Origin of the sequence: Shewanella sp. 38A_GOM-205m, from assembly GCF_000518445.1 — a bacterium.
Lineage (GTDB): Bacteria > Pseudomonadota > Gammaproteobacteria > Enterobacterales > Shewanellaceae > Shewanella > Shewanella algae.
The window spans coordinates 71,648-94,221 of the sequence record NZ_JADP01000014.1; the positions used below are offsets into that span (position 1 = coordinate 71,648).

The 22,574-nt window shown below is 55.9% G+C and carries 19 protein-coding genes; 8 read left to right on the top strand and 11 right to left on the bottom strand.

Translation table 11 applies throughout. The features are described 5' to 3' along the window. Window positions 1–30: 30 nt before the first annotated feature. Window positions 31–612 (bottom strand): phage tail protein, encoded by a 582-nt coding sequence (locus N512_RS0111220; protein ID WP_028780397.1) that lies wholly within the window; start codon window positions 610–612, stop codon window positions 31–33. A 207-nt stretch (window positions 613–819) separates the two neighbouring features. Then, window positions 820–1,311 (bottom strand): GNAT family N-acetyltransferase, encoded by a 492-nt coding sequence (locus N512_RS0111225; RefSeq protein WP_037474820.1) that lies wholly within the window; start codon window positions 1,309–1,311, stop codon window positions 820–822. 129 nt (window positions 1,312–1,440) lie between these two features. Here N512_RS0111225 and N512_RS0111230 point away from each other — a divergent pair, with 129 nt between their 5' ends. From N512_RS0111230 to mog, 3 genes are all read left to right on the top strand, one after another. Next, complete coding sequence (locus tag N512_RS0111230) at window positions 1,441–1,956, top strand: NlpC/P60 family protein (protein ID WP_051472769.1); 516 nt, start codon at window positions 1,441–1,443, stop codon at window positions 1,954–1,956. A 16-nt stretch (window positions 1,957–1,972) separates the two neighbouring features. Then, window positions 1,973–2,812 carry a hypothetical protein gene (locus N512_RS22860; RefSeq protein ID WP_051472770.1) on the top strand — a complete coding sequence of 280 codons (840 nt, stop codon included), beginning with the start codon at window positions 1,973–1,975 and terminating at the stop codon, window positions 2,810–2,812. Window positions 2,813–2,876: 64 nt separating this feature from the next. Continuing rightward, the gene (gene mog, locus N512_RS0111240; protein WP_028780400.1) at window positions 2,877–3,410 is read left to right on the top strand and encodes a molybdopterin adenylyltransferase; all 534 of its coding nucleotides are present in this window, start codon (window positions 2,877–2,879) and stop codon (window positions 3,408–3,410) included. Between the two features lie 129 nt (window positions 3,411–3,539). Here the strand turns inward: mog and N512_RS0111245 are convergent, their stop codons facing one another. From N512_RS0111245 to N512_RS0111255, 3 genes are read right to left on the bottom strand one after another with little or no spacing between them, the layout of a single operon-like run. Beyond that, window positions 3,540–4,676, bottom strand: a complete 1,137-nt coding sequence (locus N512_RS0111245) for an ABC transporter permease (protein ID WP_443018271.1) — start codon at window positions 4,674–4,676, stop codon at window positions 3,540–3,542. After that, complete coding sequence (locus tag N512_RS0111250) at window positions 4,673–5,407, bottom strand: ABC transporter ATP-binding protein (RefSeq protein WP_028780402.1); 735 nt, start codon at window positions 5,405–5,407, stop codon at window positions 4,673–4,675. Before N512_RS0111250 ends, N512_RS0111245 begins: the two co-directional genes overlap by 4 nt. Beyond that, window positions 5,404–6,894: an alpha/beta hydrolase gene (locus N512_RS0111255; protein WP_156029178.1), complete on the bottom strand. Its 1,491-nt coding sequence runs from the start codon at window positions 6,892–6,894 to the stop codon at window positions 5,404–5,406. The genes N512_RS0111250 and N512_RS0111255 overlap by 4 nt, the downstream gene beginning before the upstream one ends. An 83-nt stretch (window positions 6,895–6,977) precedes the next feature. On the opposite strand from N512_RS0111255, the gene N512_RS0111260 reads away from it, so the two are divergent. The 4 genes from N512_RS0111260 (at window position 6,978) to N512_RS0111275 (ending at window position 12,212) form a co-directional block, all read left to right on the top strand. After that, window positions 6,978–7,361 (top strand): GntR family transcriptional regulator, encoded by a 384-nt coding sequence (locus N512_RS0111260; RefSeq protein ID WP_025009112.1) that lies wholly within the window; start codon window positions 6,978–6,980, stop codon window positions 7,359–7,361. Between the two features lie 299 nt (window positions 7,362–7,660). Then, window positions 7,661–9,454 carry an AMP-dependent synthetase/ligase gene (locus N512_RS0111265; protein ID WP_028780404.1) on the top strand — a complete coding sequence of 598 codons (1,794 nt, stop codon included), beginning with the start codon at window positions 7,661–7,663 and terminating at the stop codon, window positions 9,452–9,454. A 127-nt stretch (window positions 9,455–9,581) separates the two neighbouring features. Continuing rightward, window positions 9,582–11,786, top strand: a complete 2,205-nt coding sequence (locus tag N512_RS0111270; RefSeq protein ID WP_028780405.1) for a toxin-antitoxin system YwqK family antitoxin — start codon at window positions 9,582–9,584, stop codon at window positions 11,784–11,786. Window positions 11,787–11,813: 27 nt separating this feature from the next. After that, window positions 11,814–12,212 carry an acyl-CoA thioesterase gene (locus N512_RS0111275; protein WP_025009115.1) on the top strand — a complete coding sequence of 133 codons (399 nt, stop codon included), beginning with the start codon at window positions 11,814–11,816 and terminating at the stop codon, window positions 12,210–12,212. 37 nt (window positions 12,213–12,249) lie between these two features. Here the strand turns inward: N512_RS0111275 and N512_RS22865 are convergent, their stop codons facing one another. Continuing rightward, the gene (locus N512_RS22865) at window positions 12,250–13,077 is read right to left on the bottom strand and encodes an AraC family transcriptional regulator (RefSeq protein ID WP_231473569.1); all 828 of its coding nucleotides are present in this window, start codon (window positions 13,075–13,077) and stop codon (window positions 12,250–12,252) included. An 86-nt stretch (window positions 13,078–13,163) separates the two neighbouring features. Between N512_RS22865 and N512_RS0111285 the strand changes: the two genes are divergently transcribed. Then, window positions 13,164–13,862: a glutamine amidotransferase-related protein gene (locus N512_RS0111285; RefSeq protein ID WP_028780406.1), complete on the top strand. Its 699-nt coding sequence runs from the start codon at window positions 13,164–13,166 to the stop codon at window positions 13,860–13,862. A gap of 97 nt (window positions 13,863–13,959) precedes the next feature. Here N512_RS0111285 and N512_RS0111290 read toward each other — a convergent pair whose 3' ends face one another. From N512_RS0111290 to fliR, 5 genes are all read right to left on the bottom strand, one after another. Further along, window positions 13,960–17,454 (bottom strand): hypothetical protein, encoded by a 3,495-nt coding sequence (locus tag N512_RS0111290; protein ID WP_028780407.1) that lies wholly within the window; start codon window positions 17,452–17,454, stop codon window positions 13,960–13,962. Between the two features lie 125 nt (window positions 17,455–17,579). Beyond that, on the bottom strand, window positions 17,580–18,485 hold the full coding sequence (pbpG, locus tag N512_RS0111295) for a D-alanyl-D-alanine endopeptidase (RefSeq protein ID WP_081737149.1): 906 nt from the start codon (window positions 18,483–18,485) through the stop codon (window positions 17,580–17,582). A 91-nt stretch (window positions 18,486–18,576) separates the two neighbouring features. Continuing rightward, a complete protein-coding gene (gene flhA, locus N512_RS0111300; protein ID WP_028780409.1) occupies window positions 18,577–20,655 on the bottom strand; it encodes a flagellar biosynthesis protein FlhA in 2,079 nt (692 codons plus the stop codon). 11 nt (window positions 20,656–20,666) lie between these two features. Then, entirely contained in the window at window positions 20,667–21,797 is a 1,131-nt protein-coding gene (flhB, locus tag N512_RS0111305; protein WP_028780410.1) for a flagellar biosynthesis protein FlhB, read from the bottom strand. Next, a complete protein-coding gene (gene fliR, locus N512_RS0111310) occupies window positions 21,794–22,573 on the bottom strand; it encodes a flagellar biosynthetic protein FliR (RefSeq protein ID WP_028780411.1) in 780 nt (259 codons plus the stop codon). Before fliR ends, flhB begins: the two co-directional genes overlap by 4 nt. Window position 22,574 lies beyond the last annotated feature (1 nt).

Below are 22,574 nucleotides of genomic sequence, written 5' to 3' on the forward strand. Positions count from 1 at the left end.
ACACTTCCAACTGCCGTTGATTGTGATGCTTTATGTTCTGGGAGGGTAAATGCCTTGTAAGGCAATGATGAAGTTCACCACGGTTAACGGCTGGCGCAAGTCGACAGTGTCACTGTTGCCCGTTGTGTTTGTGTTGCCATCCAAGCTGACCGGTGACGGTTGCATACTGGTGTCCGCCGTGGTGCTGTATGCTTCCAGAGCATTGAGACCGCTGGCAATCTTGGCCGGTACCGTATTGGGACCAGGCTCATCAGTGGTGCCGCTGCCGGTGGATGCCAGTGGGCTGACACTGGCATTGATCTGGTTTGAATGAATGGTGTGGTTATGGGCTGGCAACTGGGCTGTTGTCAGATTGGTACCCTCGACTCCAAGCATCTGCCCTTGGTTGTATAAACTGGTGCCTGGACTCTGGCCAAAGCTGACGGGTACCCGGCCACGAAGATCCGGCAGCTTAAAGGTGCTTACTCCATCACCGCCATACATAGTGCCTAATAAAGAGAATAAAGCCGTATTACTGGCAATGCTTATTGTCTGTCCGGCGCACAGTGCCCAACCTGGCGGAGCATAGTTGAAGCCCACCATACGAATTTCGCCGATAAAGTTGTCTGCCATGATATTCACTCCTTGAAAATGAAGGCTTGGCTTGAGCAAGCCATCTTGATGATGTCCATTTACCTTGAGGTGTCGCTGCGAGGCAGTGACAGGTCTCCATAAACACTGGTACACAAGTCCGGAAATAACAAGTTGATTACTGGATTTTAACTTTGGCAGAGAATTGCGGAGGGGTAAGTTGTATCTTTGCAGGTCAGCAGTCGGTACTTAGTGGCAGTGCCAGTGCATCAATTCGTGAGTCTCAGTAACATCTTGGGTAACAAAGCCTTTGTTCAAGTACAGTTTTTTCGCTTGCGGATTGTCCCTGGCGACCATCAGGGACACCGCCAGTTGTTTTAGCTGGGCCAGAGATTGAATGGCGCTCAGCAATTCGCTGCCCAGGCCTTGTCCCCGATACTCAGGTAACAAAGCCATATCCAGAATATGCAGTGCTTCAGTACCTGTGTTTAGGGTGAGTATTCCTGCCGCTTGCTCTTGCACCCGGAGTATTTGGGTAATGGCATTGGGATAGTGATTCTGGAACCAGGTTTGTTGCAGCTGAAACTGTTGTAACAACAGCACCTGAGCCATCTCCTCAGGTAAGCCCAGGTGCAGAAAATAACTGCGGCAGGAGTTGAAGACTTTTTGGATAAAAGCTGTGTCTGCGGCCGTGGCCATTGAGGCCGACAATGGGGACTGAGGTGTGAATTCAAGCTTCATAGTGTGTCCATCCTTGAGTCATGAGGTTGCTGACCAGAGGATAGCCTGGAGCAGGTGTCCGATTTTTGCAAATAGCGGCGGCTTATTGCACATTAGGGGTTCTTCAATGGCATCTGAGTTGGAAAGAGCATGCAGCTGTGGCAGATATTGGCGACATTCCTGTTGTTGGGCGCCCTGAGTGGCTGTTCCGGTCGTCCCGATCCTGCTTCCGCTCCGGCTACTGTGGCTAAGCCCCAAGACGGCACAGGGTCCGAAGCCAAGCGCTCTGAGCAAGTGTCCCTGTCACAGCAGCGGCTGCTGACGATGCAGCGAGAATGGCATGGGGTTCCCTATCGTTTGGGAGGCATGAGCAAGCGAGGTGTCGACTGTTCGGGCTTTGTCAGCCTGACTTATCAGCGATTGAGCGACATCATGCTGCCGCGCACCGTGGATGAACAGCGCAAGCTGGGGTTTGCGGTCAAGAAAAGTCAGCTCAAGGTCGGCGATCTCCTGTTCTTCAAGACTGGCTGGAGTAGCCGCCATGTGGGGATCTACATAGGTAACAATGAGTTTATGCACGCCTCTACCAGTCAGGGGGTGATGATCTCATCGCTGGATAACAGCTACTGGAAGCAAAAGTATTGGCAGGCCAGGCGTCTGCTCTAGTGTCGGGAGAAGGGAGATGGATAGCCTGTTACTCGCCAAAATAGCTACCGCCATCATAGCCGTGGTGGGCCTGTCGCTGGTGGCTGAGCGGGTCAGCCCCAGAGTGGCTGGTATTTTGTCCGGCTATCCACTGGGTACGGCTATCGCGCTGTTTTTTATCGGCATTGAATTGGGTGAGCCCTTTGCCGCCGCCAGTGCCACCGCCGCCTTGTCTGGTTTTATCGCTTCGTTGCTGCTGATTTGTGGTTATGCCCTGGGTATTCGTCTCGGCGGCGAGCGGCGACTGCCGTTAGTGGCACTGCTGGGGTCAGGGCTGGGATTGCTGGCCTTTGGCCTCAGTGGCTATCTTCTGAGTCTGTTGAATCTCAATCTCCTCAGCGGAAGCCTGGCACTGCTGCTGGCGATTGTGCTTGTGGGCTTGGTGCTTGCCAAAATACCGGACGCCACTGTGGCCAAGCCCGTTCGACTCAGCCCACTGGTATTGCTGCTTAGGGCTGCGGCGGCCGCCATGATAGTGCTGTTGGTCACGGCGGCGGCCAAACTGTTGACGCCGGCTCAGGCCGGTATTCTGGCCGCCTTCCCCATTACGCTTTATCCGTTTTTGTTGATCATTCATCTGGCCTATGGCGCGCCGCAGGCGCAAACCATTATCAAGCATTATCCCAGAGGCCTGGGGTCGCTCATGTGTTATGTGATTGCGGTGAGCTGGCTCTATCCGCTGCTCGGCATTGCCTGGGGTACTGTGCTGGCGTTTGTGGTGGCGACCCTGTATCTGTTGGCGTTGAGCGCCTGGCACCGCTTGAGAACCAAGCCTCTTGAGACTCCCGCTCCCGAGACGACAAAATGCTCCCGCTGATGGGGGCTAATTGTGGTATGTTAGGCGCCACTGCAACACAAGCATTTTTGCCAAGGGGAACAGCATGGCCAAAGCCAAAATCGGGATAGTAACCGTCAGTGACCGTGCCAGCGCCGGAGTCTATGAAGACATTTCCGGTAAGGCGATCATAGAGACTCTCAATGCTTATCTCACCAGTGAGTGGGAAAGTGTTTATGAAGTGATCCCGGACGAGAGGGAGGTGATTGAAGCCACCCTCAAGCGGATGGCCGATGAAGACGGCTGTTGTCTGGTGGTGACCACAGGGGGCACAGGGCCGGCCAAGCGCGATGTTACGCCCGAGGCGACCGAAGCCGTGTGCGACCGTATGATGCCTGGCTTTGGCGAGCTGATGCGCGCCGAGTCGCTCAAGTTTGTTCCAACGGCGATTCTGTCACGGCAAACCGCCGGGTTGAGAGACGACACCCTGATAGTCAACTTACCGGGTAAGCCCAAGTCGATTCGTGAGTGCCTGGATGCGGTATTCCCGGCCATTCCTTACTGCATAGATTTGATGGAAGGCCCCTTCCTCGAATGCGACGAGACAGTGATTAAGCCATTTCGTCCCAAGGCGAAATAAGCGCCCCCCGGTTTTTACCCGGCCGATACCCTTGAGTTTCGGGGGGCGGGTTTCGGGGTTTTGGCAATCGAAAGGCAAGCCAACACTGAATATCGGCTTGCCTTTTCTTTTGCGGCCTTGGGGTTTGGATCAGAGGCCGAACACCACCTTTTCGCTCTTGAGGGAGCGCTCCAGCCCCAGCACTAGGGTGGCGGCTATGGCCAACGTCAGCAAGCTGGATACCAACAGCTGCAGCAGCGGCAACTCCTTACCCTTGATAAAGGCCATCAACGCCTGTTGCTGCCCCGAAACCGGCAACCACTGCAAGGTGTCCGGCGCTATGTCGTAACTGGCGGTCATTGCCAGGGCCAAGGGCACGAACAGCACTATGGTCAGATAGGACTGGGCTTCCTTAAAGGTCTTGGCTAGGAAGGACACAAACAGTTGCATGCTGGCGGCCAGCAGGGCGACCGGCAAGCCTATCAACAGCATCAGGGCAATAAACTCGGCGCTGATACTGATGCTGAAGCCGAGCTCCTGCCAAGGCACCATGGGATAGGCAAACTTGGAAATCAGCAAAATCAGGATCAAGCCCAGCATGGCAAACACTGTCACCGCCAGCAGCTTGGAGATCACCAATTGCCTCGGGGTGACAGGGTGACTCAGCAACAGCGCCAATGAGTTGCGTTCACGTTCGCCGGCACTGGTATCTATCGCCAGATTCATCCCGGAAATAAAGACCGAGTAGATCATGGTGAAGATGGCGATTCCGAGGATCATTCCGCCCTTGGAGTCGGGCGTGGCCTGATCCTGCAGTTGCACCTTAATCGGCTGCATTATCCTGGGATCTATGCCGCGGGCCAGTAGGCGCAGGCTGCCCATTTCGGAGGAATAACCCTGCAGCGCCCGCTCCAGACGGCGAATCGATTTCTGCAGCTTTTCATCCGAGTTGTCGGCTATCAGGATCACCTCGGCCCTTTCGCCTTTGGCCATCTGCTCCCGATATTGCTCGCTTATCTGCAGTATCAGAGCGCCTGCCTGCTCGCCGCTGTCATGATTGATCCCCTTCTGGCCGAGATAGCGCACCAGATCCGGCGCCTGTTCGGCGTTGTCTATGCGAATTTGCAGGTCATCCGGGCTGGAGAGCTGACCAATCAGCACCACAAACAGACCGCACATGATCAACGGAGTGCCTATGGCATAGTAGAGACCGGCCATTACAGAACGCTTGTCGCGGGCGGCATCCAGCAGCTCCTTGCGAACCAGTGTCAAGAGTCGACTCATCATGCGGCTATCCCCTCATCCGTGCCTATCAGTTGTATAAAGGCATCTTCCAATGACTCCTTACCGGTTTGACGGCATAGATCGGCCGGGCTGCCAACGGCCACCACGCGTCCCTGGGTCATGACAATCACCTTGTCACAGAGGGCGGCGACCTCCTGCATCACATGGCTGGAGAACAACACACAGTGGCCCTGGCGTTTGAGATCCAACAGCAGCTCCCGCAGTACCCGGGTGCTCATCACATCCAGCCCGCGGGTGGGTTCGTCGAGAATAATATTGGTAGGTTGATGCACTATGGCCTGAGCCAGTGCCGTCTTCATCCGCTGCCCCTGGGAAAAGCCCTTGCAGTGGCGGTCGGCAATATCGTCCATCTTGAGTTTGCCGAGCACATCGGCGGTTGCCTGCTTGGCGGCCTTACTCGGCATGCCGCTGAGTTCGGCGAAGAAACGAATATATTCCCTCGGACTCAGGCGTTCATAGAGGCCGAAGGGATCCGGAAACAACCCCAGTTGCTGCTTGGCCGCCAGCGGATTGCGACCGACATCTATGCCGTCGACTTCGGCTATGCCTTCGTCCGGTTTCAGCAGGCCAAACACAGTGCGCAGGCAGGTGGTCTTGCCGGCGCCATTGGGGCCGAGCAGGCCGGTAATCATGCCATCTTCGGCGCTGAAACTCAGGCCATCCAGGGCTTGAACCTTGCCAATGCGCTTACTCAGATTGGTCACCTTGATCATTTTGTTCCTCCTGGAATGGCTTCCACTGTGCTGGCGTTGAGATAGAAACTGCGACGCACATCTTTGTTGAGACACTCGCCATCCAACTTGTCCGGCGCCGTGCCCTTGACCAGCTCGGCGATCAGCTCATTGGCGCAGGACTGGGCGGCAACACCATGGGTGGCATAGGGGGAGATCAAGTGTCTGGCGTTGCTCAACTGGGCCATGGCCAGCTCGCCCCAGGAAGGCGGCGTGGCGGGGTCCTTGGCTCCGGAAAGCAGCAAGGTGGGGATATCGCTGACTATCGGCTCGGCAAAGGTGGCCGCCGCGGCCGGGACATTCCAGATAGGGCAGCTTCTGTCCAGGCTGCTGAGCATCTCTTTGCCTATGACGCTGGCCTCTGCCTGTTGGCGCTCGGCGGCGGTCAATCTGGGCCAATCTTCACCGCAAACCACGGCGGCGTGCATGCCCATGGCGATACCTGTGCTATCGACACTGAGAGCCATCAGCCCCAGCAGAGGTTGGTATTCCTCCATTGCCGCCCGGTGGATGGCGTAGGGCAGCAGAGCTCTGACCGAGGGGCTGTAGAGCGCCATTCTAAGGCTGCCGAGCAGCTTGCTACGGGTCAGGGTCAGCATGGCGATATCACCGGTTACCGGATGAGGCACCTTCTTCATCACCGCATGTTGCCCCAGGCGCTCGGCCAGCTGGTTCAGTTCCTGACGCAGCTGTGGGTAGGTCTGAGCGCACAAAGCGTCCTGCTCACAATCGCTCAGCAGCAGATCCTGGGCCCGGCCAATGGCGGCACCTATGGCCAGCACACTCTGCTGCATAGGCACGACGCCATCCAGGGTCACTGTCTTGAGTGCCTCGGGATAGTGGCGCATATAGAGCTGAGCCATGCGGCTGCCGTAGGAAATGCCATAAAGGTGCAGTTTCTGATAACCCAGATGCCGGCGAACCGCTTCGAAGTCGTGCAATGCCTGCTCGCTGCCGTATTGGCTGATGTCGGCATCCAACTTACTCAGGCAGTTACGGGTTTCCTGTTCGACATCGAGTGCTTGGTCGTTATAGGCCAGGGTTTGTTCCAGATCCAACGCCGCACACTCAAGGGCGTTGGACTGGCCGGTACCGCGCTGATCTATCAGCAATATGTCCCGGTTTTGACGGACTTTGCTTAAGATCAGGTTGAAGGTGGCGGCATTTTCGATGGCCGACTGTCCCGGCCCGCCGGCGATGGCCAGTACGGCTTCATTGGGGGCGGTATTCTTGATGGCCGGCAAGACGGCATAGTGGATTGCCAACTGGCGGCCTTCGGGCTTTTGCGGATCCTCCGCGACTCGAATCGTGCCGCAACGCAGACGTTCAGACAGACCATCGACATAACAGCCCGTGCTTTCGGAAGCTGTCTGTGCCTGACTCAGCGGCGTCCAACAAAGCCCCAGTGCCAACAGCAGCATGCTGGTTACGGCAAGCCTGTGGTGCCGGCCAAAGTTCCTTTGCTTCATGCTTGTGTTCCTTTTTGGCATTCCTGCCGGAGTGTGTTAGTTTTATTGGTGTATCAATGTATTAATACAGTGTTTCAAGGCTAATGTTAGAACTATTGCATGTCAACCCCGGCAGCGGTGAACCCATCTACCGTCAATTGAGCGAGCAGATTATCCATCTGATTGTCGGCGGCCAGCTGCCCGAGGAAACCGTATTGCCCTCGGTGCGGCAGATGGCTGAGCATCTGGCTGTAAACCCCATGACAGTTTCCAGGGCGGTGAAACAGTTGGTGGAGCAGGGATGGCTGGAGCGGCGACGCGGCCAGGCAACCCGGGTAGCCCAGCGCCGGGCCCATCAGAATTTGTCGGCCGAGGCCATTATAATGCCGCAGCTTGAAGACTTGTTGGCAACGGCGCAGCAATTGGGGTTGTCGCAACAGGGGCTGCAACAGTTGATAGTCAAACATTGGCCCCGAACCAAGGAATAACAGGGAACAAGTATGAAGCAGCCGGCCGGGCGATTATTGCATTTCGCCAAGATTGGACTGTGAGTCTTAGCTGGGGTGGCGTTGGTCAGGCTGCTCTTTGCCAAGGGCGCTGTTTCATCTTGGCCGCAATAGATTATGGCGTACAGAAGTACTGGAACCCTGATATAACAACTGGTCTGATCTCTATGAGTGGAGCGTGATACTGTACGGAATTAGAGCAAAAGCTCTTATGTTTGCCTGAGCCTTGGGGTAGAATCGCAAAAGCGGAACAGCTGTAAGCTAAAAAGGTAAACCGAGTTATGTCTCTAGAGCAGTACAGAATCACCCATCTCTTGCGTCAGCAGCTTAAAGCGCGCGCAGAGCATATCGCCCTGGAAGGCTTCGAAATGGCTGCGCCTTGGGATAAGGTCAGCTGGAATGAATTTAACCGTATCAGTGCTGCCATTGCCGGAACTCTGATTGCCAATGGCTTTGAGGTTCAGGATCGCGCCGTGATCTTGTCCCACAACTGTCCGCAATGGACCTGTGTCGATGTCGGTGTGATCCGCGCCCGAGGTGTTGTGGTGCCAGTTTATCCTACCTCCACCCTGGAGCAAGCTGCTTATATCATCAATGATGCCGGTGCCAAGCTATTGTTTGTGGACAACAAAGCTCAGTATGAACTGGCTTGTGAGTTGGAGTCCTTGTGCCCGACACTGAATTGCGTGGTGGTGTTTGACAAGCAAGTCACCCTCAAGCAGCCCCATCATCAACACCTGGACACCCTGCTAGAGCAGACAGTGCCCGAAGAAGCGCGCACTGAGCTGGCCGCCAGGGAGCAGAGCGCCACGCTGGATGATCTGCTGACTCTTATCTATACCTCAGGCACGACCGGCGATCCCAAGGGGGTGATGCTGGATCAGCGTAACTTCGCCTCGGCCATGCGCCAGCATCAACAGAAGATCTCCTTCAGCAGTGACCAGGTGTCACTGGTTTTCCTGCCCCTGAGCCATGTTTACGAGCGGGGTTGGAGCTTCTATGTGCTCAGTCGTGGTGGCCGTAACGTTTATCTTGCCGACACTCAAAGAGTCAAGGAAGCCATAGCCGCCGTGCGTCCTCACACCCTGTGTGTGGTGCCCAGATTCCTGGAGAAGGTATACAGCGCGGTGCAGGACAAAGTTGCCCGAGCCGGAAATGGTCGCCGCAAGTTATTTGCCTGGGCATTGTCAGTGGGCGAGCGCCAGTTTGAGGTTATGCAGGGCCGGGCCAAACCCAGTGCCAGGTTGTCGTTGCAATGGCGCCTGGCCGACAAGTTGGTTTACGGCAAACTCAGAGCCGCTCTCGGTGGTCGCCTGCAGCTGATGCCCTGTGGCGGCGCGGCTTTGGATGCCAAAGTGAGTGCGTTCTTTGCGGCCATTAACCTGCCGGTACTCTGTGGTTACGGTATGACAGAAACCACGGCAACCGTTACCTGCAATACATTGGACAACAGAGTTACAGGTTCCAACGGCCGCTGTATGCCTGAGGTGGAAGTTCGTCTCGGGGCCGAGAATGAGATTTTGGTTCGCGGTGATACCGTGATGCGCGGTTACTTCAACCGTCCCAAGGATACTGCCGAGGCCTTCGAAGATGGCTGGCTCAGGACTGGTGATGCCGGCTACCTGGATGAACAGGGCAACCTGTTTATCACCGACAGGATCAAAGAGCTGATGAAGACCTCCAACGGCAAGTACATTGCGCCGCAGCGGGTTGAAGGCAAGGTGGGTTGCTGTCCCTTTATCGAACAGGTGGCGGTGATTGCCGATGCCCGTAACTATGTGACTGCGCTAATCGTTCCGGCCTTTGAAGCCCTGGAAGCCTGGGCCAAACAAAAGGGACTCAGTTATGAATCCCCGCTGGAGCTGATACGTCACAGCCATGTGGTGGAGCATTTTGAAGAAAGGCTCAAACACCTGCAACAGGAGCTGGCGGGTTTTGAACAGATCAAGAAGTTTACCCTGCTGCCGGAAGCCTTCTCTATGGAGGCGGGTTTGATTACCCCGACTCTCAAGCTCAGACGCAAGATGATCTATCACAAATATTCTCGCGAAATTAACGCCATGTATGGTGGTTAATTCTGAAAAAGGCTGCCTGGGCAGCCTTTTTTAATAGCATGATTCCTTTAGATTTAATACCGGCTGTTGTAGTATTGGCCCCCAATCTTGGCCGGGTTGCCAAGGTCATTTCTCAAGGAAGCAGTATATGGAACGACTATTCCAACCGGGCTTGCTCACAGGCTTATTTCTCCTTATTTTTTCCCCGCTTTCTTCAGCCTCTGAATTGGCTCACGGCCCTTTGACACTGCCCGGCGGTGACGGCGAGCAGTTGTCTTTCTACCGTGATGCCGAGCAGGTATTGGCCCAGGTTCAGGATGACAAGGGCAGTAAAACGCTGGATAGCTTCCCGTCAGCAACTCAGGTGGTCGCCGTTTTCTATCTGGATCTCGATGGTGATGAACAGCGCGAAGTGCTGGTGATGCTCAAGAGCGGCTCAGAACTTTCCATCAGGGGATATGGTCGGGACTACAGCAATTGGCAGTGGCTGCAACGTCTGCAGCCCAGGCTGGACAGGCTGTTCCCTTCCCTCAAACACTTCACAGTGGCCGAAGTGCGTAAACAGTTGAAGCGCTGGCCGCCGCAACAATATTTGATGACTTACGATATTGATGGCACTGATGACGCCAATATCAGGGCCTTGCTGCAAGGGACCCTGGAGAGTGAAGGTCAACTCTTGGGTTACCGGGATGAAGAGGGGCGGGCGGTGAAGCGCGCCGAGCAGGCGTACTCCTATCGGCTCAAGTATCCCGTCAGTATCAAAGAGGGACAGACAGCATTCTTCCTGACAGCCAGCTTCGAGCGGCTCAGCTTTGGTATTGGTGAAGCTGAAGGCTTTATGGTGACTGAAGTGGCTTACCAGCGCGATGATATCGAAGGTGAGGCCGGTCGCAGTGGCCCGCTGCTGGGGTTTACTCCTTCCGGTAGTACCTGGGGTGGCGTGACACTGAGCGCCCATTATCAAGGCGGTAAGCTGCATGGTAGTTGGGCCAGCTATAGCCCACGTAATGGCCGTATCAACGCCGCCGGTGACTATCAAAATGGCTTGCAGCAGGGCGAGTGGATAGAGGCTGACTTCGATGGTCGTTTTTGGCGGGGGCAGTACGTCGACGGCAAGCAACAGGGCCTGTGGAAGCTGGAATCTGACTATGACGAAACCTTGTCGCTGGGGTTTGCGAACTACAAAGATGACTTATTGCATGGTGAATACGAGGAGCTTATGGCCGATTTTGGCAGTGACGCCGAACCCACACCCACAAAAATCTGGCTCAAGGGTGCGTACCTTGACAACAAACGCCATGGCCCCTGGATTGAAGATGGCAATCGGGTGACTTATGACCACGGCTTGAAAGATGGACTCTGGGTTGAGGTGGATGGCGAATCTGAGCTGCGGACCCATTACCATCAAGGCAAGAAACAGGGACTGCGGCAGCGACTGGATAGCAGCGGCAAACTGCTGCAGGAAGAAAATTATCTTGCCGATCAGCTTGATGGCCAGAGCCGTTACTTCTACGCCAGTGGCCAGTTGAAAAAGCTGGCGCAGTTCAAGCAGGGTAAGCAAGACGGCCAGCAGCTGTATTTCCATGAAAATGGTCAACTGAGCAGTTTGTATGATTATCAGGCGTACCAAGATAAAGAAGGTCGTTGGTATGAGATCCTTCAGGGGCAGGTTCTGAGATACAGCGAGCAGGGACAGCTGCTGGAGGTGCAGCAGTATCGCGATGCTCGCGCCGAAGGCCGCTGGTATCGCTTTGATAAACAGGGGCAACTGGAGCGCCTGCAAAACTTCAGTCAAGGGCTGGGTCAGGGAATGCAGGCCAGCTTCAGCCCCCATGGGATCTCCTCTTTTCGGACCGTAGAAAAAGGGATATCCATAGGCGATGGCTATCGTTTTCACCGCAACGGCCAGTTGCAGGAGATCAACTTCTATTGCGATTATGACGGCGCGGCAACCAGCAATAACCTGTGCGGTTGGCAACACAGCTTCTATGAAGATGGTCAGGATGCTTGCTTCAGACGCCTCAGCTACGGTTATGAACAGGAATATATCTGCTATGACCGGGAGGGACGGCTGCTCAAGAGCCAGGAGCTGACGGCGGCCAACAAGATGGTTGAACGCCGTTACATCAATGGCAAGCTCCATAAGGAGGAGCCGAGGATCTCTGTATACAACCGGATGATCAATGGCGAACAGGTTTACAACTTCAACGGTGCCCGTTTCGATGGCGTGGTCATCGGCATCTATCACGATGGCCGCTATGAAACCCTGTATCGGGACGGCAAGAAAATTTGCGGCAAACAGTTTGACCCTCAAGGTAAGCTGAAGCCCGGCAAAGACAAGTGCGAGTTTTAATCAACAATAATAACAATAGGATACCCTATGGAAGCGTTAAGCCTGGATATTCAACCCAGATTCAATGAAACCGATGGCCTGGGCCATATCAATAACACTGTGCTGCCCGTGTGGTTTGAAGCCGCCAGAGAGCCTGTGTTCGAAATCTTCAACCCAGGTCTGGATCTGACCAACTGGAACCTGATAGTGGCCGGATTCACCATCGCCTTTAAGGCGCCCACCTATTACGGTAAGACAGTCAGAGTATTGACCTCGGTCAGCCGCATAGGCAACAGCTCGTTCGAAGTATTGCAGCAGAGTTGGCAGGGAGAGCTGCTGACCGCCGAAGCCAAGACCACCCTGGTGCACTACGACTACAGCTGTGAGCAGAGTCGACCTATTCCTGATGAGATCCGTCAGCGTCTGCAGCCTTTGCTGCGGGAGTGAGTCGGCGTTTTCCAAGTACAGATTAAGCCAGCGTCTTCTACGTTGGCCTATTCTGGCTACGGTATTGGTGAGGTGTCTGGTCAAAGAGACCTTTGAAGGCACAGATAAAGGCAGAATCGGACTGATAGCCCGCCTGAAATGCCACCTGTTGCACTGTTTCACCTTGTTCCAACTGCGTCAGCGAACTCAGTAAACGTAGGTGCTGGCGCCAGAGTGGATAGCTGCAACCCAGCTCCCGGGCAAACAGCCGGGAAAGAGTGCGCTCGGATGCGCCCACCCGCTCGGCCCATTGGGCCAGAGTCATTTCCAATGCCGGTCTGGCAACTTGTTCATCAAAAATCCGCAGCAGACGTTTGTCTTTTGGCAGCAGTAACCCCAAACGATAGGGCGCCGCCTGGATCACCTCATCCTTGAGAACCGCCAATAACCTCAACCTTGCGTCTGAGGCTTGCGGGCTGGGTGCTTGTGTCAGATGCAGCAGCAATTCCCTTAGAAAGGGAGATACTGCCAAGGGTTTGGCCTGAGTGGGAAAGCCCTGGCTATATGCGGGATCCAGGTAGAGACCGATGAACTGGGTATCCACCAGGACTCTGGACTCATGTTCCTGGGTTGCCGGAATAAACAGGGTGCCGTTATGGGGCAGTATAAAGCGGGTATCCCTGACCTGAGTCTGTAACAGGCCGCTTGCCGGAAACACCAACTGATGCCAGTTGTGGCTGTGCCAGCTATCGACATGCCCTCTGGGCATCCACAGCACTTTGCTGAGCACCCGGGCGTCGGGATAAGCCGCTATCAGCCCGTTGGCATCGAACCGTGCTTCTGAAGCTAGGGTATCTGTTGGGGAAATAGCTTGGCGGTTTGGCAATGTTATCTGTCTTTGTGTCGATATCTATCGGTCTGCTGTCAAGGCTAACATGACGGCCAACTGAACAACAAACGCGGGAGCGACAGGTGAAGGTACATTTTATTCAACATGAGTCTTTCGAAGGGCCGGGGGTTTTGGCGAACTGGTGTCGCGCGCGCGGCTATGAAGCCAGCTATACCCGCCTCTGGCTTGGTGAATCCTTGCCGCAGAGCCTCCAAGGCGTAGGTTTATTGGTTGTGCTCGGAGGCCCACAGTCACCGGCAACCGGCATTGCCGAGTGCCACTATTTTGATGCCCGGGCGGAACAGGCCTTGATAGCCAGAGCCATTGCCGGGCAGGTGGCTGTGTTGGGTATCTGTTTGGGAGCACAGCTGATTGGCGAGGCGCTCGGTGCTTCTTTCGAACCCAGCCCAGAGGTTGAGATAGGCTTCTTTCCCGTGACCTTAACCGCGGCCGGCAGGGTGCATCCAGGCCTGGAAAGCTTCGGCGACAGTGTCACTCTGGGGCATTGGCACCATGATATGCCTGGGCTGACGGCCGATAGCAAGGTGTTGGCATTCAGTGAGGTGTGTCCGAGGCAGATAGTGGAATATGGTGCCAGAGTGTACGGCTTTCAGTGCCATCTGGAATTTGACGCCGAGGCGATAGAGGCGCTTATCAGTCACAGTGCCGCCGAGTTTGGTCAGCCCCGTCCTTGGGTGCAGCCACCTGATGTACTGCGCCAGGCCGAGACTCAGGAGATGAATGTCTTGTTGTGGCAATTTCTGGACTGGCTGGTGCGCTGAAGCGGGCAGCATAGACAGCCTAAAAGGCGTCCCCATGCTGCCTGGCGTCTATGTGGCCAGCCCGCCAAACCCCTTGCCTTACCCAAATCGGCGGCGGTTAGGCAAGCTCTGCCATGGCGTCTCTGACCCGGCGGGAGCCATCTTTGGCCAGCGCCGAGAGCAACTCGGCCGCGTCGGGGTAGTCGCCTTCCAGGCAATCGATCAGCTCGATTTTCTCATTGACAGTCAACTGAGTAACAAGGGGCGTCAGCGTGCCGTTTCTCAGTTGAGCGACTAGCCAGTCACAGGGAGCCTCATATTCCCCCTTGTCGAGGCAAAAACGCAGCAGATTCATCGGCTCAAGCCGCAGCGGCTCCAAGGTTTGCAGTAGCCAGCTCAGCGCCGCTTCCTGCAGCTCATCGCTGTCCTGGTATCTCCTGTCAATATATCGCGTTGCTGGCCAGTCACCGCGGCGCACCTTGTCGGCCATAAAGGCCCGCAATAGCTGCTCATCGAACAGTTCAAATCCCAGTTGGTAGCCAAGCAGGAGCTGCAGCAGTCGCTGCCGGGTTGGGGTGGGTAGCAGCCACAGGCACTGTTTGAGGTCATAACGCTCGAAGGATGAGTAGATACTCAGCTCATCAAGGGCGAACAGGCGTTGCAGGCAGGCTTGCATGGCTGCCAGCGGCAGTTCACCACTCAGGTATGCTTGCAGTCGAGCATTGACCAAGGCGACCCTGGCATCGACCGAGTACAGGGCCTTGAATGCAGCTAAGATCTCCTCGGCGCTGACACTCTCGTCAAACAGCAGCACCTCGCCCGGAACACCTTGGGGCAAGCCCTCCGGCGGTATCGCTTGGGTCAGCAATAATGCCTGCAACTCTTCACCCTGACGCCGAAGCAGGCTGACATTGAGCCAGTCATATCTGTCATCTTGGGCCTGCTCGCAAACCACAAGTTGCGGCGCGGCAAGCACAGGCTGCTTTATGCCCCGCTCCAGCAACTGACAGCGACCATCAAAGTCTTGAGCCAGTACCCGCTGCCAACTCTTGAGGTTGTCGCGAATAAAATACTCGAGGCAGAGTGACAACTCCCGCTGCAGCTCAGGGTGTTGGATAAAGCCTTGCCCGGGGAATTGCAGCTCCAGCAGTTCGAAGGCATTGAGCTTCTCTCTATCCGGCAGTTGTCTCAGTGCCTGCAGCAGTGAATCTGCCTGGCTCGATGAGGCCTGGGCCAATGGGCTCAGCTGCGCTGCCGCGCGCAGGGTGTTGGCGCCATCGCCGCTGCTCAGCGACAGTTGGAAGTTAAACACCGTCAGCAGGGCTTCACTGACGCCGAGTGATTGCATGCTACCGACAAAGCCCTGACGCTCGGTATCAGAGTCAAACTCAGGGTCGAAATTATCGTCACTGTAAGGCATGGCGGCATAATGCAAGAGCTTGAGTGGCGCCAGTTCCAGCAGCCATTGCCACAGGCGCCGGGCCAGTATGAGAGCCGGCGCTTGCGGCTCATTTGGCTGAGCCGAGGAGTGAGTTAAAGCGTGCTGCGAGGCCAGCAGGAAATAGCACAGCATGGCACCGCGGCGAAAACCGTCTTGTTTGTCGAACAATAGGTATTTGGGCTGGAAGTCACTGATGGGCTCCAGGGTCAATTGGCGGCCAACACTATCACGCCCTCTTCGATAGAGCTGGTCTTGTGCCAGCTGCAGCGCCTCAAGCTCACAAAGAGAGGGTTCGGGCCGACAGATAAACGCCTTGAGCGGCTTGGCATCGTCTGCGGCTTGCTTGAGCACTTGCCCGGCAAGCAGTTCCCAAGGGCTATTAGCGTTTAATCTCTCGCTCAGCGCCCGGCTGGTGGCGTCATGGCACTCGGCCAGACAGTCCTGTTGCCAAAGGAAGGCCAGCAACACATAGTGGCCGAGCTCCATCTGGCTCAGAGGCCAGTTATCCGGGTTGGCAAGCTGCCGGTGTTGCCGGAACAAGGCCAGTGTCTTGCTCAACAAGGGGCGGTTGTAGACCTGGCGCTTGTCGTTCCATTGCTGCAACAGTTTAACCAGTTGCGCCTCAAGCAGCGCCTGCTCACTCGTGTCACTGAGGTTGCCGTAGCGCTGCAGATATTGGCCGTCATCGAGCAGTTCTTCATCGTCGACCAGGTTTTCGCGGATCTCTTCCAACTCGGGTTTGCCAAGCCAAGCGAACCAGATATCCAGCAGGCGTAAATACTGCTGTTGCCTTTGCTGCAGACTCTTTGATGGCAAAATATCGGCAAAGGCTTCGACATCTTCTTGATCACCATAGAGCAGTTCATAACGGCTATCGCCGAGAATGCTGCTCAGCTCTTCGGCAATATGCCGATTGGATTCTGCCGTAACGCAGTAGTCGACTATGTAGTGATAGAGCCCCAGGGCTTTGGCCTTACAAGCGGGAATTAATGCTATTGGTTGCTGAGCCGCCAGCGCCTGGGATTGGCTGCCATCATGCAGATATTGCCACAATGCCGCGCCTTGGGGTTGCGCCAGTACCAATGGCTTTAACAGACGCAGCAGCCTGCCCGGCCGCTGATCGTCCTCATCCTGATAGCTGTCGTCTTGCTCATCTGCGTCGGTTTCGGCGCTCCCGGTTATGCCGCATCTATAACAGGCCAGGGCGCCACTGGCCTGGCTCTCTATGGCGGCGCGCAGGTCGCTTATCTCCTCTTCGAGACTGGCGCGGATAAACTGGCTTTCAAGCAGGGTATCCAGCCCCTCGCTCTGTTCAACTTCAAACCAGGCAAACTCAATCGGGTACATGCTGACAAAGAAATGCAGCACGGCATCGACTCTGCCGAGTGGGCGGTCTTCGGCGGCGAGCAGTTTCGGGCTATTGAGTAAACGCTCGCTCAACAGCTGTTTGAACAGAGGATATTGCTGTGGATTTTGCTTGAGGAAGTCGGCCAGAGGCTGATGACTCTGAATGCCGGTTTCGCCGCTGTAGAAGAAGCCCTGGCGCAGATGGTCACTGTCGCACCAGACAAAGGCCCGCAGCATATTAGGGCTCCAGCCATTGAGCTCGAGCAGCCGTGCCATATATTGCTCATAGCCATTGCTGTAGACATTGTCCCAGGCGGGGATCAGGAAGCGTGCCAATAGCCAGGTCAGTTCGGGTGTGCGCCGGGCCAGCAGAAACAGGGCCTCGACCCCGAAAATGCGGCTGTCGTCCAGCCACATGCGCTGCAGATCATTATGCCTGCGGGCGAAGTCTATCATGGCGTCGGCGGTGGCCAGCAGTTCGGGTGCCAGGCGAGGGTGTTGCATGGCAATGGCGAACAGCAAGGGTTCAGAGAGGTAGAGGTCACACTCGTCGCTGATGAGTGGCGGCAGCATGAACCCTTCGCCATCCGGCCCCAGGCTCAGGGCTTCCTGCAGCAGAGCGCGCAGTCCTGAATCTTGCAGGTCATCGATTTGCAGGCGGCGGTTACCGCTGTCGGTCACTGCGACAAATTCGATATCGAACATGCCCTGGCGCAGAATAGTACCTTGCTGCAGTTGTTGCCGGTATTGCGCCAGTGCCAGGCTGATGGAGAGAGGATCCCGGGGATCCAGCGGGATAAGGGTGTGCTTTTTAAATGACTGCATCTTCCTGACTCAGTAACTGCGAAGGCCAAAGGCCTTTAAACGAGGCGGGATGATAACAAAAGTTGTTGTGGATGCGGCTACGCAAGCGTGAAAACCTGCGCTGAGTCACCGCTGTTTGCCGAATATTAACGGGTGGCGGCCAAGGCCTGACGTTCTGTTTGCTTTTGCTGTTTATAGTCCAGTGCTTCTTGGGGAACCGGACTGACTTTGCCGGTTTCCAGCCACTTCTTCAGGCGGCCGGCATCGGCCAAATGGGTCAGCTTGCCGAAGGCATCCAGTACCACAAAGGCGACTTCGCGCTTGGCCATTTTGGTGAGCATAACCAGACAGTGACCGGCGTCATCGGTATAACCCGTCTTGGTGAGGTGGATCTGCCAGTTTTTCTTGTTCACCAGGCGATTGGTGTTGTAAAACGCCAGGTTATATCTTGGCTTACGAAACATGACGCTGCGGTTGGGGGCCGAACTCAGTTCGCCTATCAGAGGGTATTTCCTGGCTTCACGCAGCAGTTTGACCAGGTCTCTGGCGCTGGAGACATTCTGCTCCGACAGCCCTGTGGGTTCGACAAAGCGGCTATCAGTCATCCCCAATTCTGCCGCCTTGGCATTCATCGCTTGGATAAAGGCCTGGTAGCCGCCGGGATAGTGATGTGCCAGGGTTGCGGCGGCGCGATTTTCCGAAGACATCAACGCCAGCGCCAGTGCTTCTTTGCGTTTCAACTCACTGCCGATACGGATACGGGACACCACGTTTTGCATGATATCGGCCTGGCTGACATCCACGGCAATCCGCTCGTTGAGCGGTAACTTGGCATCCAGTGTCACCAGCGCCGTCATCAACTTGGTGATCGAGGCTATGGGCTGTACCTGCTGTGGGTTGTCCTCATAGAGGACCTCGCCGGTTTCCAGATCCACTAGCATGGCGCTGGCCGAGGCCAGCTGTTGCAGCTCGGCCCTGACCGGTAATTTTTGCGCCGCCCAAACCGGCAGACAGCAGCACAGCAATATTATTAAGCTGGTAAGTCTTCGCATTACCTTAATCTTCCCGCAATCATTTCTCGTAGGACTTTAGTATAAGTTTAAGGTGAATTACAACGATTTACTCCATGCCAATAATGCCAGTTTATCCCAACTGACCGGCGACCATAATGTCTTTGTTTTCAGAAATCTCATTGTAAGACAACACATTAAGACCTCTTGAAAATGCCAGAGCATAACGGCCCAGCAGCGGGCGCAACTGAGGCGGCACCAGTAGGATAGGGTGATGTCCGGCGGCCTTGGCCTCGGCCAGCAGCTGGGGCATTTTTTGCTGTAGCTGCGCCAGCAACTGCGGATCCACAGGGAAACCATCCAGTGACACGCTGCCTTGTTGTTGGGCGGTGCTCAGGGCACTCATCAGTTGTCGCTCAAGCTCTGGGGTCAGGGTCATCACCTTGAGCTGAGGCGCATCTCCACAGATGGCCTGTACTATCGCCTGCCTTAGCGCGCAGCGAACATCTGCCGCTAACAGTACGGGATCTTTGCTGTTCTCACTGCAATCCAGCAGTGTGGTGCCTATGGTCAATATATCCCGCAAAGAAACCTGTTCCCTGAGCAGTAGCCGGTACACCTTGAGCTGCTGAATCGGCGACAGCGCCTGGCTCAGGGACTCGGCCAGCTTGGGGGCCTGGCGCGCCAGTCGTTCATTGAGTGAAATCACATCATCGTGCTGCAATAGCTCGGCCATTCGCTCCCGCAGCAACTTGGCGACATGGGTGGCGATCACTGTGGCGTTGTCCACGACGGAATAACCCAGGTTCAGCGCATTGGCTTTCTTTTCCTGCTCTATCCAGACTGCCTCCATGTTATAGGCAGGATCCCGGGTGATGATGCCGTCCAGCTCACCAAAAACATTGCTGCTGCGAATCGCCAGCAGTCGCTCTGGGTCCAGTTCTGCCGTGGCCACCAGCGTGCCCATTATGCTGATTTGGTAGTGAGTGGGGCTCAGCGCCAGGTTATCCCTGACCCTGACTTCCGGCAGCAGATAGCCCGCCTGTTCCGACAGAGTGCGGCGAATTCCGGTCAGGCGTTTCATCAGTTCGGCGCCGCGCTCTTTTTCCACCAGAGACACCAGGCGATAACCCAGCTTGACCTCTATCGCATCGACATAGGGCAGGCTGTCCCAGCTGGGCGCTTGAGGTTCGCTCAGGGCCTCGCCGGCCTGTTTGGCCTGTGGCTGTGGCATGATTGTCGGCTTGGTGCGGTACTGTTTGTAGGCGACAAAACCCAATAACAACGCGGCACTGAGGAATACCCAAGTGGGCATGCCGGGTACCAGACCCATGATCAACATCACCAGCGCCGCGGTCGCCAGAGTTTTTGGATTGGCCAGCAGTTGTTCGTTGAACTGGGCCGGCATCTCTTCGGCATCTGAAACCCGGGTGACCACAATCGCCGCAGCAGTTGCCAGCAGCAGCGATGGGATCTGCGCCACCAGGCCGTCACCTATGGTCAAGAGTGCATAGGTCTTGAACGCCTCTGTGCCGCTGAGATCATGCATAAAGATGCCGATACAGATACCGCCTATGATGTTGATTGCCAGGATCAACAAGCCGGCAATGGCATCGCCGCGAACAAACTTGGAAGCACCATCCATAGAGCCGTAAAAGTCGGCTTCCGCGGCGACTTCTTTACGCCGCTCCCGCGCCTGATCCTGGGTCAGCAAACCGGCATTGAGATCGGCATCTATCGCCATCTGCTTGCCGGGAAGCGCATCCAGGGTAAAGCGGGCCGACACTTCGGAGATCCGCTCGCCACCCTTGGTGATCACCACAAAGTTAATGATCATCAGGATCAGGAACACCACGGCGCCAACCACATAATTGCCGCCGATCACCACTTCACCGAACGCCTGGATCACCTTACCGGCGGCATCGCCGCCTTCATGGCCGCGGATCAGCACCACCCGGGTCGATGCCACGTTCAGCGTGAGTCGCAGTAGGGTTGCCAGCAACAAGAGGGTCGGGAAAATGGAAAAGTCCAGCGGCCGCCGAATCGACACACTCACCAGCAACACCATGATGGCCAGCACTATGTTGAAGGTGAACATCACATCCAGCAGCCAAGGCGGCAGCGGCAGAATGATCATCGCCATCAGGGTCAGCAGCAGCAATGGCACCATGGCATGGGACTTATTGGCGGTAAGTAATCGCAGCCAGTTCATTGGGTTATCCTTTAGTTATGTCGCAAGTGGGGTGGAATATGAAATTCCGGCAGTGGTGCCGGCATGGGTTTGCGTCCGGCCCGGGCCGCCTGGATCTGCAAAACGTAATTGAGTACATGGGCCACAGCCTTGAACAGCGCCGCGGGGATCTGTTGCTCCACTGCCGTCGAGTGGAAGATGGCGCGGGTCAACGGCGGAATCCTGAGGATTTCGACGCCGTGCTGCTTGGCAATCTGTTGCATATAGAGGGCGACTTCATCGCGGCCCTTACAGAGAACGAAGGGGGCCTCGGCCCTGGCCGGGTCATACTTGAGTGCCACGGCATAGTGGCTGGGGTTGACCATCAACACATCGGCCTGAGGTACGGCGACCGAAGCGCGGGAACGGGCAAACTGTTGTTGCAGTTGGCGTATTCTGGCCTTGATTTCCGGCTTACCCTCCATCTGTTTATGTTCATCCTTGACCTCCTGCTTACTCATCCTCAGCTCTTTGTAGTGCTGCCAGAGTTGGTAGGGCACATCGACCAGGGCGATCACCAACATTCCCAGTCCCAGATAGAGGATGTAGTCACTGAGCAGCTGCAGCCCTGTGCTGGCACCCTGCAGCAGATCCTGCTGACTCAGGTAGAGCAAGTGATCAAAATCATGCTTTAAAAACAGCAGCATGATCCCGATAAGCAAGCTGACTTTCAGGCAAGATTTCCCCAGTTCCACCAGGGAGCGGGTGCCACACATGCGCTTGAGGCCGCTCAAAGGGGCGATACGGCTCCACTTGAAGCCCGCATTGCCTAGGTTGAAGACATGGCCGCCGGGCAAGCCGCCCACAATAGCGGCCAGCAGCAGTATCATCAGAAACAACGGTCCCAGCAGCTCGAGTATCCCCAGCAGCGCAGCAGCCAGGTGGCTCTGCATCATTCCCGGGGTATCCAGGTTTTCGCGGCTGACCAGCATATGCAGCTCAGTCTGTTGCATCAGCTGCTGCGCCAGCCAATCGCCGCTGTTGCTCAGCAGCAGGGAGCCGGCAATCATCAGCACACAGGCGCCGAGATCCTTCGAGCGCGGGGTTTGGCTTTTCTCTCTGGCCTTGCGCAGCTTGTGACTGCTGGCCTTTTCAGTCTTATCCTGGGAGGATGATTGACTCATTTAGCCGCCCCCAGAAATTGATGCATGGCAAACAGGGCGTCGAGGCAAAAGTCGCTGTACCTGTCCGGCAGGGTCGAGAAGGACAGCAGGACACAGACAAGCCCCATGATCATGGTCATGGGAAAACCCAGGGCAAAGATATTCAAAGAGGGCGCCGAGCGGCTGAGCACCCCGAATGTCAGGTTGACCACCAACATCGCCATCACCGCCGGCAGCGCCAGCATCAAGGCGGCGGCAAACATCCAGCCAAACTGGCCGATGAGTTGCATCAAGGGCAGGTCGAACAAGCCATTGCCTATGGGCCAGAGGCGGAAGCTGTCCACTATGATGCCTATGGCAACCAAGTGCCCGTCCAACGCCAGAAACAGCAGGGTGCCGTACATTACCAGCATCTGCCCCAGCAGAGGTTGGCTACTGCTGCTGCCGGGGTCGTTGGCCAGCGCCATGGAGAGCCCCATCTGCATCGACAAAATGGTACTCAGCAGGCTGAGGATATGCAGCATCAGGCTGAGAAACAGTCCCAGCATCATGCCCAGCAGCAGTTGTTCCAGCGCCAGCAATACTGCCCTGAATGAGAGTGCGTCGAGGACGGGAACCGCCGGTAGTATCGGAATGATCAGCGCCGCCAGCAGCAGTGCCAACAATACTCTAATCAATACGGGGACATGGATATGGCCGAGGAAAGGCATCACCAGAAAAGCCCCCAGAAGACGACTGAAAGGCCACCAGAAAGAGCCGAGCAGTTGCTGCAGATAGTCTGTCGTCAGGCTCAGCATT